Source organism: Lysinibacillus sp. COL-1, from assembly GCF_059814265.1.
On record NZ_JCAWSJ010000003.1, the window covers coordinates 445,379 to 458,487 of the forward strand.

General features: G+C 39.0%; 11 protein-coding genes. All 11 read left to right on the plus strand.

Annotation, left to right across the window (positions count from 1 at the left end; all coding sequences use genetic code 11):
* The first annotated feature begins 14 nt into the window (after positions 1 to 14).
* The 11 genes from ligA to rlmD all read left to right on the plus strand — a co-directional run bounded on the left by ligA (position 15) and on the right by rlmD (position 12,951).
* Positions 15 to 2,018 (plus strand): NAD-dependent DNA ligase LigA, encoded by a 2,004-nt coding sequence (ligA, locus tag AC6BKE_RS06515; protein WP_340812173.1) that lies wholly within the window; start codon positions 15 to 17, stop codon positions 2,016 to 2,018.
* A gap of 110 nt (positions 2,019 to 2,128) precedes the next feature.
* Entirely contained in the window at positions 2,129 to 3,268 is a 1,140-nt protein-coding gene (locus AC6BKE_RS06520) for a CamS family sex pheromone protein (RefSeq protein ID WP_036123459.1), read from the plus strand.
* Between the two features lie 232 nt (positions 3,269 to 3,500).
* Complete coding sequence (gene gatC, locus AC6BKE_RS06525; RefSeq protein WP_004225708.1) at positions 3,501 to 3,788, plus strand: Asp-tRNA(Asn)/Glu-tRNA(Gln) amidotransferase subunit GatC; 288 nt, start codon at positions 3,501 to 3,503, stop codon at positions 3,786 to 3,788.
* Positions 3,789 to 3,812: 24 nt separating this feature from the next.
* The gene (gatA, locus tag AC6BKE_RS06530) at positions 3,813 to 5,276 is read left to right on the plus strand and encodes an Asp-tRNA(Asn)/Glu-tRNA(Gln) amidotransferase subunit GatA (protein WP_058844195.1); all 1,464 of its coding nucleotides are present in this window, start codon (positions 3,813 to 3,815) and stop codon (positions 5,274 to 5,276) included.
* Position 5,277: 1 nt separating this feature from the next.
* Positions 5,278 to 6,705 carry an Asp-tRNA(Asn)/Glu-tRNA(Gln) amidotransferase subunit GatB gene (gene gatB, locus AC6BKE_RS06535; protein ID WP_036123454.1) on the plus strand — a complete coding sequence of 476 codons (1,428 nt, stop codon included), beginning with the start codon at positions 5,278 to 5,280 and terminating at the stop codon, positions 6,703 to 6,705.
* Between the two features lie 157 nt (positions 6,706 to 6,862).
* A complete protein-coding gene (locus AC6BKE_RS06540; protein ID WP_036123452.1) occupies positions 6,863 to 7,426 on the plus strand; it encodes a thioredoxin family protein in 564 nt (187 codons plus the stop codon).
* A gap of 73 nt (positions 7,427 to 7,499) precedes the next feature.
* Positions 7,500 to 8,414 carry a diacylglycerol kinase gene (locus AC6BKE_RS06545; protein ID WP_036123451.1) on the plus strand — a complete coding sequence of 305 codons (915 nt, stop codon included), beginning with the start codon at positions 7,500 to 7,502 and terminating at the stop codon, positions 8,412 to 8,414.
* A gap of 554 nt (positions 8,415 to 8,968) precedes the next feature.
* Positions 8,969 to 10,315, plus strand: coding sequence for a cytochrome ubiquinol oxidase subunit I (locus AC6BKE_RS06550; protein WP_499856231.1), 1,347 nt, complete (start codon positions 8,969 to 8,971; stop codon positions 10,313 to 10,315).
* A complete protein-coding gene (locus AC6BKE_RS06555) occupies positions 10,312 to 11,337 on the plus strand; it encodes a cytochrome d ubiquinol oxidase subunit II (RefSeq protein ID WP_036123446.1) in 1,026 nt (341 codons plus the stop codon). The genes AC6BKE_RS06550 and AC6BKE_RS06555 overlap by 4 nt, the downstream gene beginning before the upstream one ends.
* 14 nt (positions 11,338 to 11,351) lie before the next feature.
* Complete coding sequence (gene cydS / locus AC6BKE_RS06560) at positions 11,352 to 11,474, plus strand: cytochrome bd oxidase small subunit CydS family protein (protein WP_004225690.1); 123 nt, start codon at positions 11,352 to 11,354, stop codon at positions 11,472 to 11,474.
* A 109-nt stretch (positions 11,475 to 11,583) separates the two neighbouring features.
* Positions 11,584 to 12,951 carry a 23S rRNA (uracil(1939)-C(5))-methyltransferase RlmD gene (gene rlmD, locus AC6BKE_RS06565; RefSeq protein ID WP_499856444.1) on the plus strand — a complete coding sequence of 456 codons (1,368 nt, stop codon included), beginning with the start codon at positions 11,584 to 11,586 and terminating at the stop codon, positions 12,949 to 12,951.
* Positions 12,952 to 13,109: the final 158 nt, after the last annotated feature.

The window sequence follows — 13,109 nt, forward strand, 5'->3', positions numbered from 1 at the left end:
GCGGAGGAACATAAATGAACGAAATAGAACAGCGTGTAGCGGAGTTAAATAAAATATTGCATGAATATGGTCACGCCTATTATGTGTTAGATAATCCTGTTGTAGCTGATAGTGTATACGATCAATTATTACATGAACTGATCGCATTAGAGGAAGCAAATCCATCACTCATTTATCCCGATTCTCCTACACAGCGTGTTGGTGGAGCAGTGGTTGAGGGCTTTAAAAAAGTAACACATGATTATCCAATGCTTAGTCTTTCAAATGCTTTTAATGAAGCAGATTTACGAGAGTTCGATCGTAAAGTACGTCAGGCAATTGGAGACCAATTTTCTTATGTATGTGAGCTGAAAATAGATGGTTTGGCTATTTCATTGAAATATGAAAATGGCGTGTTTGTACAAGGGGCAACAAGAGGAGATGGTGTTGTAGGCGAAGATATTACAGCCAATTTAAAGACAATCCGAGCGATCCCACTACGTTTAAAAGATCCTGTGACAATCGAAGTACGTGGTGAGGCGTACATGCCAAAAAAATCATTTGAAAAATTAAATACGCAACGTGCTGACAATGGAGAAGAATTATTTGCTAACCCGCGTAATGCGGCTGCTGGCTCACTACGTCAGTTAGACCCAAAAATTGCGGCAAGTCGTCAATTATCAACTTTTATCTATGCTATTGGTGGAGATGGTGAGTTATATGGTATTGATGGGCATGCGGAAATGCTTGATTATTTAGAGGGTCTTGGTTTCCCTTCGAACAAAGAGCGTCAGCGTTGCTCGACAATTGAAGAGGTCATGGCCTTTATAGAGCATTGGACAGAAAACCGTCCGAATTTAGCTTACGAAATTGATGGTATCGTTATCAAAGTAGATCGGTATGCTCAACAAGATGAGCTAGGCTACACTGCCAAAAGTCCACGCTGGGCCATTGCCTACAAATTTCCAGCAGAGGAAGTTGTCACAACATTACTTACTATTGATTTAACAGTAGGACGTACAGGTGTAGTAACACCAACGGCTATTTTAACGCCAGTACAAGTAGCAGGGACGACGGTACAACGTGCATCGTTGCACAATGAAGATTTAATTCGAGAGAAGGATATTCGCCTTGGAGATACAGTCATTATTCGAAAAGCTGGTGATATCATTCCTCAAGTGGTAGGTGTGCTAATAGAGCAACGTCCAGAGGATTCAGTCCCTTATGTCATGCCAAAAAATTGCCCTGTTTGTGATAGTGAATTGATTCGTATTGAAGGTGAAGTAGCTCTACGCTGTGTAAATCCTGCCTGCTTTGCTCAAATTGCGGAAAGCATAAAATACTTTGTTTCGCGCAATGCGATGAATATTGATGGACTTGGAGATAAAGTAGTAGAGCAATTATTGCGTGCAGATTTAATACATGATGTATCTGATTTATATCATTTAACAGTTGAGCAACTTGTAGAACTAGAACGTATGGGCGAAAAATCTGCAACTAATTTAGTGAATGCCATTCAAGCCTCAAAGGAAAACTCAATGGAACGTTTATTAATAGGTTTAGGTATACGTCATGTTGGTGAAAAGGCAGCTAAAATCGTATCAGAGCAATTTGGTTCGATGGAAGCAGTAATGGCAGCAACAGAGGAACAGCTAGTAGCGATTTATGAAATTGGCGATAAAATGGCTTCTTCGTTAGTAGAGTATTTCTCCAATGAAGATGCACGTGCAGTCATTGAGCGTCTTGCTGAGGCAGGTGTGAATATGACGTATAAAGGTAAAAAAGTAGAAGTGGCTATAGGTGATAGTCCCTTTGCAGGTAAAACAATTGTTTTAACTGGTAAACTTGAGCAATTGACACGCAACGAAGCAAAGGCGAAAATAGAAGAGTTAGGTGGTACTGTCACAGGCAGTGTCAGCAAAAAAACAGACCTTGTGATCGCAGGAGCAGATGCAGGCTCTAAACTGACAAAGGCTGAGCAATTAGGTATCGAAGTTTGGAATGAAGACAACTTAATTGAACAACTTAACCTCATCTAATAAGTGCATGACAGCATATCTTTCTCACAGGGAGAATGCGAAACGATTACATCATGGCGTCGAGTGATTCTTCGACCTAAAACTGACTATTAGTAAAGGAGCACTAAATAATGAAGTCTTTTCGACTCATTCCAGCAATCGTAGCTGCTGCAATGCTAGTCGGCTGTGTACCTTCTGACAAGAAGGAAACAGAGCTTACACAGGAAACGCAACAGAAAGAAAAAGCTGAAACAACAATTATCCCAAGCATACAAATTGATGAATCCTATTATAAGACGCTTATTCCTTATAAAGAGAGTGCAAGCAGAGGTCTTGTTGTGTCTAATATTTATACGAAATATGATATGAAGGAAGTTGAATCTGGTTTAATGCGTCTATCTCAAAATGAGTTTGACACGGAAAACTATTACTTCCAAGAAGGTCAATATTTAGCTGAAAGTACGGTGAGCTCTTGGCTTGCCCGTAGTTCACAAACAGAAGATGGATTAAATCCGCCGACCACAGACACAATGACACCAGAAGAACGGGCAACGAAGGCTCCCGTTTATTTATCCCACATTGTAGAGCAAAATTACTTAACAAAAACGAATGATAATAAAGTGAAATTAGGCGGAATTTCAATAGGTCTTGCCTTAAACTCTATTTATTATTACCAAAAAGAACAGTATGGCGAATATTACGAAAAACCAATTTCAGAAGCTGAACTTGTTGAGCAAGGCAAAAAAATGGCCGCTGAAATTGTTTCCCGTTTACGTACACGCGAAGAGTTAAAAGATGTACCAATTGTTGTTGGTTTGTTTAAGCAGCAAGCTCGCAATCAAATTATTCCAGGGTCATATTTTAGCTATGGTATAGCAAAAGCTGGACAGAACAGTATTGCAGAGTGGGAAGGTATCGATGAAAATTATGTCTTGTTCCCAACTGATGATTCACAGGATGTTTACCGAGATGTCAGCAATAACTTCAAAATTTTTAAGCAAGACGTTGATAAATATTTCTCGAATTATACAAGTGTGATCGGAACAGGCTTCTATCGTAATAAGCAAATACAAAATCTTTCGATTGAAATTCCAATCCAATTTTTCGGTAAAGCAGAAATAATAGGCTTTACGCAATATTTGACGGGTATTCTAATCAATCAATTTGATAATATTCATGTTGAGGTGAGCGTTACTTCTATAAATGGTCCAGAGGCATTAATCATTAAGAAGGCCAATGATAAGGACCCTTACGTGCATGTCTATGATTAATATAGTCAGCCTTTGTGCTGGCTATATTTTTATGTAGATGGCTAGAATTAGAGGGACACAATAGGTAGATAGAGACAACACTTTGTTATAGTAGTGAAAGTTTCTATATTTTTAGTGAAAGTTGTGATTTTTAATATGAAAAATGTTATGATTATTGGCATGGTTAACTTTATTCAACCCTATTGTTATCAATAAAAACAATGAATTGAACCAGTATTCGGAGGTGTGAAAAATGGCTAAATTAACAAAAGAAGAAGTAAAGCACGTGGCAAATTTAGCACGTCTTGCTATTACAGAAGAAGAAGCAGAGAAATTTGCTGAACAGCTTGGAAAAATTACAGACTTTGCGGAGCAGTTAAATGAGCTAGATACAACGAATGTTGAACCAACAACTCACGTTTTACCACTAGTGAATGTAATGCGTGAAGACGTAGCTGTAAAAGGTTTAGACCGTGAAGTAATGATGTTAAACGTAAAAGAACAAGAAGATGGTCAAGTAAAAGTACCAGCTATCATGTAATACTAAAACATAGGAGGATTCCTCATGACGTTATTTGAACGTTCAGCTAAGGAGTTACAAGCGGAAATGAAAGCAGGTAACTTATCAATCGCTGACTTAACGAAAGAAGCATACGAGCGTATTGCAAAGCTTGACAGCGATGTACAAGCATTCCTTGCTTCAAACGAAGAAAAAGCAACTGCACAAGCTGCTGAAATGGATAAAGTCCCATTTGAAGAGCGTGGACCACTGTTTGGTCTTCCAATCGGTGTGAAAGACAACATCGTAACAGAAGGTTTAGAAACAACTTGTGCCTCTAAAATTCTAGAAGGCTTTATGCCAATTTATGATGCCACTGTTGTCAATAAGTTACGTGAAGCTGGCATGATTACAGTGGGTAAATTAAACATGGACGAGTTTGCAATGGGTTCTTCTAACGAAAACTCATACTATAAAACAACAAAAAATCCATGGAACTTAAACCACGTACCAGGGGGATCTTCAGGTGCATCTGCAGCAGCAGTAGCAGCAGGTGAAGTACCATTCTCTCTTGGTTCAGATACAGGTGGTTCAATCCGTCAACCAGCAGCTTACTGTGGTGTTGTAGGGATGAAGCCTACATATGGTCGTGTATCTCGTTTTGGTCTAGTTGCATTTGCCTCTTCTTTAGATCAAATTGGACCAATTACACGCAACGTTGAAGATAATGCGCTATTATTAGAAGCCATCGCAGGCTTAGATCCAAATGATTCTACATCGGCAAACGTAGAGGTACCAAATTACGCTGCAGCGCTTACTGGTGATGTAAAAGGCTTACGTATTGCTGTACCGAAAGAATTCCTTGGTGAAGGTGTTGGCGAAGCAGCACGTCAATCAGTGCTTACTGCATTAGAGGTATTAAAAGGCCTAGGTGCTACTGTAGAAGAAGTATCACTTCCTCATTCAAAATATGCACTTGCTGCATACTATATCCTTTCTTCATCTGAAGCGTCTTCTAACTTATCTCGTTTCGATGGTATCCGTTATGGTTTCCGTGCAGAAAATGTTACAAATTTGATGGACCTTTATAAAGAAACACGTGCACAAGGTTTTGGTGATGAAGTAAAACGCCGCATCATGCTTGGAACTTACTCACTAAGTGCCGGCACGTATGATGCGTATTATAAAAAAGCGCAACAAGCACGTACACTTATCAAAGCAGACTACGACAAAGTATTTGAAGACTTTGATGTTATCATTGGGCCTACATCCCCAACACCAGCATTTAAAATTGGTGAAAACGTCGATGATCCGATGACAATGTATGCGAACGATATTTTAACAATCCCGATGAACTTAGCTGGAGTACCTGCTATTTCAATTCCATGTGGCTTTGAAAACGGACTACCACTTGGTTTACAAATTATTGGTAAATACTTCGATGAAGCAACTATTTACCGTGTAGCTCATGCTTTTGAACAAGCAACAGAGTTCCATAAACAAGTTCCTCAAATGTGGGAGGGAAAATAACATGAACTTTGAAACAGTCATTGGTTTAGAAGTACACGTTGAGTTGAAAACAAACTCAAAAATCTTCTCACCAGCACCAGCTCATTTTGGTGCTGAACCAAATACAAATACAACAGTAATTGATTTAGGGTACCCTGGTGTCCTACCAGTCCTTAACAAAAATGTAGTAGATTTCGCAATGCGTGCTGCACTTGCACTTAATATGGAAATCGAACAAGAAACAAAATTTGACCGTAAAAACTACTTCTATCCAGATAATCCGAAAGCTTATCAAATTTCACAATTTGATAAACCAATCGGTAAAAACGGCTGGATCGATATTGAAGTAGACGGCTATACAAAACGTATCGGTATTACACGTCTTCATATGGAAGAAGATGCTGGTAAACTTTCACATGCTGGGGATCACTCATTAGTTGACTTTAACCGTCAAGGTACACCACTTGTTGAGATTGTTTCTGAGCCAGACATTCGTACACCAAACGAAGCATATGCTTACCTAGAAAAATTAAAATCAATTATTCAATATACAGACGTATCTGATTGTAAGATGGAAGAAGGCTCATTACGTTGTGATGCCAACATTTCTCTTCGTCCGTATGGTCAAGAAGAATTTGGCACAAAAACGGAGCTTAAAAACCTGAACTCCTTCAACTATGTTCGTCGTGGTTTAGAGCATGAGGAATTACGTCAAGCAGATGTATTATTATCAGGCGGTATTATTGAGCAAGAAACACGTCGTTTCGATGAAAAAACAGGTAAAACAATTTTAATGCGTGTGAAAGAGGGAACAGATGATTACCGTTACTTCCCAGAGCCAGACTTAGTTCGTCTTTCGATTGATGATGCATGGCTAGAGAGAGTGAAATCAGAAATTCCTGAGCTTCCAGATGCTCGTAAAAAACGTTATGTAGAAGAATTAGGCTTAACACCATATGATGCAGGAGTTCTTGTTATTTCTAAAGAAATCTCAGACTTCTTCGAGGCAATGATTGTGAACGGTGCAGATGCGAAACTTTCTGCTAACTGGCTAATGGGTGATGTTTCAGCTTACTTAAATGCGGAACAAAAAGACCTTAAAGATACTGCACTAACACCAGAAAACCTTGCTGAGATGGTGAAATTGATCACTGACGGAACAATTTCTTCTAAGATCGGTAAAAAAGTATTTGCTGAATTAGTAGAAAACGGTGGTTCTGCACAGGATATTGTGAAGGCGAAAGGTTTAGTTCAAATTTCCGATGAAGGTGCACTACTAGCCATCGTAACAGAAGTTTTAGATAACAATGCACAATCTATCGAAGACTTTAAAAATGGTAAAGATCGTGCGATTGGCTTCTTAGTTGGTCAAATTATGAAGGCAACAAAAGGTCAAGCCAACCCTCCAATGGTTAATAAATTATTACAACAAGAAATTGCCAAACGATAATACTCGTTGTAACATAATAGCCGAGAGAGCTTTATTGCTCCCTCGGCTATTAATTTTCAAAAATGTAACTAATTTGCAATTTATAACACTTAATAGTTGTTTAAAAAGAGTATTCATAGCAAAATATAGAATAGACAATAATAAGGGGGACGAGCCAATGAAAACTGAACAACAATATTTTCAAGAAGCTATTTCGATACAACAATATATGGAGAACATGACGACGTTGAAAGAAGAGAGCTTCCGTATTTATGATGGTTTTGAAGTGCCAACAAACGATGGCTTCATCGAATTACTAAAAGATAAGCAGCCAAAAATTTTAACCATTACAGAAGATTGGTGCGGAGACGCTATGTTAAACAATCCTATTATTCGTCGTGTTGCTGAAGCGGCAGGGTTAGAAATGCGTACCGTTTTTCGCGATGCTGATACAGAGTTAATTGATCGTTATTTAACAAACGGTGGTCGTGCTATCCCGATTTATCTGTTGTTAGATGATGCAGGTGAGGTTGTAGGAAAATGGGGACCACGTGCGCCTGAATTACAAGAGTTAGTCGTAACGAAACGAGCGAGTTTACCAGATAAAGAAGATCCAACATTTGAAGAAGCTCAAAAAGCTCTTTATGCAGAAATTCGAGAGGAAAATATCTCGAACTCAACTTACTGGACGTATGTCTATGAGGACTTCAAAAAACAGGTAACAAACGCATTACAAAAATAACAAGAGCATTGCAACATTTCAACGTAGAATTTCGTTGAATGAAATAGAATCTTATGAAGCAGGAAGGTATGTTATGAAACGAGCAAGAATCATTTATAATCCTACATCTGGACGCGAAGTATTTAAGAAACATCTACCAGAGGTGTTGGAAAAACTAGAGGTAGCAGGCTATGAGACATCCTGTCATGCAACAACATGTGAGGGAGATGCAACGCTTGCAGCAAAAAATGCGGTAGAGCGTGGTTTTGATATCATCATCGCAGTTGGTGGAGATGGCACATTAAATGAAGTTGTTTCAGGTGTAAGTCCATTTGAAAACCGTCCGAAAGTTGGTCTAATTCCGATGGGCACTACAAATGATTTTGCCCGTGCTGTGCATATTCCTCGAAATATTGATGAGGCTGTAGACATTATAATTCAAGGCGACACATTACCAGTGGACGTGGGTCTCTTAAATGGCGAACGCTATTTCATTAATATTGCTGCTGGGGGACGCATTACAGAACTCACTTATGAAGTACCAAGTAAAATGAAAACAATGCTTGGTCAGTTAGCCTATTATGTAAAGGCAGTAGAAATGATTCCATCCATCAAAGCTTCCCATATGCGTATTGAATATGATGGCGAAGTATTTGATGGGGACGCCATGATGTTCCTATGTGGTTTAACGAATTCAGTAGGTGGCTTTGAAAAACTTGCCCCTGATGCGAGTATTAATGATGGTTACTTTACAGTAATAGTACTGAAAAAAGTAAGCCTTCCAGAGTTTATTCAACTAGCTGCTATGGCATTACGAGGCGAACATTTAAATGACGATCGTGTCATTTATAAAAAAGCCAGCGTTGTCAAAGTCACGACTGAAAACGAAGTCCATCTTAACCTAGATGGCGAATATGGCGGAGACGCACCGGCTACATTTGAAAATCTGAAGCGTCACATTGAAATCTTTGTCCCACTTGCAGATATTCGAGAAGAAGACCGTATTTAATCAATCCAAAAAGCTCATCCTATTTTAGTTGGATGAGCTTTTTGGATTCTATCTGATCGTACTTATAAAAGTAAGGGATCTGCATATTAGGAAGTCCCCTAAAGAGAAAAGCTTCACCACTCCCAAAAATATCTACCCCCCCCACACTCCCAAAGTTAACCTTCCCAATAGAGCCGAAAACCAGAACTGTGCCACATAAGAATCTCTGAAAACCTACTTAATCCGATTGCTTGCTTTATTAAATTGGAATGGACTAAATTATACAATTTCATCTTTAGAACTTAGATTGTGAATGAATTTAGAAAAATGTTTGGCAAATGTGCGTATATTAGTTGAACAAAATTTGAAACCTTAATAATAGCCTGAAATTTCGGTCCGTTATTAAGGTTTTATTCGTTGTAATAGTGGAAAATGGGGGTATGGATAAGGGAAAGGAAGTGTTGCCTTTGTATAAGTCACAAGAAAAGAAACTTATATGGATAAGTTTTGGTGTTGCAATTATTATGCTACTTTCCATTCTTGGAAGAATATTTGGAAGTTAGGGGGGCAATGAGATGATTAATGAATCAGCAGTCTTTTGGAGTCGAGCATTAACGGAGTTAACATTATCGTTCCATATTATTTATGCAACGATTGGTGTAGGTGTTCCGTTGATGATTATGATTGCTCAATGGACTGGGTATAAAAAGAATGATGAGCATTATATCTTAATGGCGAGACGTTGGGCGCGTGGTTTTGTTATTACTGTGGCCGTAGGTGTTGTAACAGGAACTGCCATTGGCTTACAGCTTTCATTATTGTGGCCTAACTTTATGCAACTTGCTGGTCAAACGATTGCATTACCACTGTTTATGGAAACGTTTGCATTTTTCTTTGAAGCTATATTTTTAGGGATCTATTTATATACATGGGACCGCTTTGATAGTCAGAAAAAACATATGCTACTATTAATTCCTGTCGCTGTTGGAGCGTCGATGTCAGCGGTCTTCATTACAATTGTTAATGCTTTTATGAATGCACCACAAGGATTTGATATTGTAGACGGAGAACTTGTCAATATTCAACCTTTTTTAGCGATGTTTAACCCAGCCATGCCGACAAAGGTAGCGCATGTACTTGTGACAGCGTATATGACATCAGCATTTGTACTAGCAGCTATTGCGGGATACAGAATGTTAAAAGGCTCTAAGCATGTATACCATAAAAAATCCTTGCTTTTACTTATGAAAATTGGCTTAATTTTCTCCATAGCTGCTGCTGTAATTGGAGATTTTTCAGGAAAATACTTAGCTGAATATCAACCCGAAAAACTAGCCGCTGCAGAATGGCATTTTGAAACAGAGGGTAAAGCATCGCTTGTATTATTTGGTGTATTAGATGGAGAAGAAGTAAAATACGCCATTAAAATTCCGTATGCTTTGAGCATTCTTGCACATTTTAATCCTAACGCAGAGGTAATTGGCTTAGATCAATTTGCGGAGGAGGATTTACCACCACTCTATATTCATTATCTCTTTGATATCATGGTTTCTATAGGTATGTTTATGGTGCTAGTTTCATTACTGTATGTTGTAGGGAAAGCACGGGGCTGGCAGTTTATACATTCACGGTGGTATCGATGGATTATTGTTGCGGGAGGACCTCTGTCAATCATCGCCATCGAAGCAGGCTGGTGGCTTGCAGAGGTTGGACGTCAACCATGGATTCTTTATGGTTTGATGCGAACACCAGAAGGAGCCACAACGAGTGATCATGTGGATTTAATGCTGTTGTTGTTTGCAGGTGTATATGCAGTATTAGCGGTAGGAAGTATTGTCGTCTTGGTTCGAATGTTTAAAAAGAATCCAATCGAGCGTGAAATTGAAGATCGCCACTCTGAAAAAGGCGGTGACATCCTATGACGTTAGAGGTATTAGGTATTTCCGTATTATGGATTTTTCTATTTGGCTATGTCATTGTCGCATCCATTGATTTTGGTGCAGGCTTCTTCAACGCTTATAGCCTACTAATTGGTAAAAATCATATTTTAACAAATATTATTAAACGTTATTTATCGCCTGTCTGGGAAGTAACCAATGTCTTTTTAGTATTCTTCTTCGTAGGGATCGTTGGATTTTTCCCACAAACTGCTTTTTATTACGGAACGATTTTACTTGTGCCAGTCAGTATTTCGCTTGTACTGTTAGCAATTCGTGGCTCCTACTATGCCTTTGAATCGTATGGCACGCGAGGACATATAGGGTATACGCTGACATACGGTGTGGCAGGTTTATTAATTCCCGCTTCCTTATCTGTTGTTTTTGCCATTGCTGGTGGAGGCTATGTTGATCTGATTGATGGGCAACCTGTGCTAAACTACTGGACTTTATATACAAGTCCATTTGCTTGGAGCATTGTGGTACTGAGCATCGCTGCTGTGCTGTATATTTCAGCCGTATTTTTAACGTGGTATGCTCATAAAGCAAATGACGTAGAAGCGACTAAACTGATGCGAAAATATGCACTTGTTTGGGCAGCACCGTTAATGATTAGTGCACTGGGCATTATGTATGAAATGAAATCCATTAACCCAGAAAGTTATAGTCACATGGTGAATTTATGGTGGATGTTTGCGATTTCAGCTGTCTTATTTATTATTACAGTCATGCTCATTGCCATGCGTAAAAAGTACGGACTTGCAGTTGGGCTTCTTATTGCTCAATTTGCTGTAGCCTTCTTTGCATATGGGATAGCACAATATCCATACTTACTGTATCCGTATTTAACAATTTATGATAGTTTTACAAGCACACAAATGGCGGTTGCTTTAGTCATCGCATTTATTTTAGGGCTGTGCCTTCTTCTTCCTTCACTCTATTTATTGATGAAACTATTCTTGTTCAATAAAAACTATGTGACAGGAAAAGAAGACAATCACGCATAGGAGGAAATCAAGGTATGCAAAGTTTCTTAATTTTTTATGCACCTTTTATTGTCGTCATTCTTGGGATCTTGTGTGCATTTTGGTGGGCACCAAGGGATTATCATATTACAAAAGAGCAAGAAAAGAGTCGCGAATAGCGGCTCTTTTTTCAAGTTAGTGAGGAGAACAATATAACGGGCAAGTCTTGTTCTTTTTTCATTCGCCAACACATGCTACAATAAGGAGATTGAAATGGAGGATGTACGAATGTCAGCACCCGTGAAAAAAAATGATCGACTTTCAGTTTATATAGAAGATTTAACACATGATGGCAATGGCGTCGCAAAGGTTGATGGCTACCCACTATTTATACAAGGCGCACTTCCGAACGAAACAGCTGAAATACATGTGATGAAAACCTTGAAAAATTATGGCTTTGCAAAAGTTGTAGATATTATTAAGCCATCTTCAGATCGAGTAGTAGCACCCTGTGATTATTTCAAGCAATGTGGCGGCTGTCAACTACAGCATTTATCCTATGAGGGGCAGTTAAAGTGGAAAGAAAATATGGTGCGCAATGTGATGCAGCGCATTGGTAAAATTAATGCACCTGTTCTTCCTGTAAAAGGAATGGAAGAGCCTTGGCATTACCGTAATAAAGCGCAAATCCCCTTCTCTGTAAATGAAGAAGGACAAGCGATTGCAGGTTTTTATAAAACAAAAACGCATAGCATTGTAGATATGGATCGTTGCTTAATTCAAACAGGAGAAGCGGACGCCATTCTTGCAGGCTTGAAAAAGGAATTAACGGCGATAGGAATTCGCCCTTACAATGAGCATACACACGAAGGAATGCTGCGACACGTTGTCATTCGTAAAGCACGAGCAACAGGTGAGGTCATGGTTGTCCTTGTAACAAAAAAGAAAAAGTTCCCACAAAAAGAGGCAGCCGTTGCAGTGATTCAAAGATTAGTTCCGAACGTTACGTCGATTATGCAAAATGTGAATAATGAAAAAACCAATGTGATTTTTGGTGATGATACCATCAATCTTTGGGGCAAGGACATCATTATTGATACAATTGGCGATGTACGTTTTGAGATTTCAGCTCGTTCCTTCTATCAAGTCAACCCAGAGCAAACAGAGGTCCTCTATAAACAAGCACTTGATTATGCTAACTTGCAAGGGGATGAACGAGTGATTGATGCTTATTGTGGCATTGGTACCATCTCTTTATTCCTGGCACAAAAAGCAAAGGCAGTCATGGGGGTTGAAATTGTCCCACAAGCGATAGAAGATGCCAAACGTAACGCGGTCCTAAATAGTTTTTCAAATACTTATTTTGAGGCCGGCCCAGCTGAGGAAGTTATACCAAGATGGTATAAGGAAGGAAAGGAAGCAGACGTACTGGTAGTTGATCCACCACGTAAGGGCTGTGATGAAGCACTTTTAAAAACCATTTTAGAGCAACAACCAAAGCGAGTGGTCTATGTATCCTGTAACCCAGCTACACTAGCACGTGACCTTCGCATTTTGGAGGATGGCGGCTATCAAACACAGGAAATTCAGCCAGTAGACATGTTCCCGCATTCGACGCATTGTGAAGCGGTTGCTTGGCTAACGTTAGTAGAGTAGAAAAGCAGATGGTGTAGAGAAATCTATACTATCTGCTTTCTATTTAGACAATTACCATTTAAGAACATTTTCGATATAATAAACGTGACTGATTTTCAAAAAGTTATTGGGCATGATATAAATGTAAAATTGAGCTTTATATTTTGGACTGAAAGTAT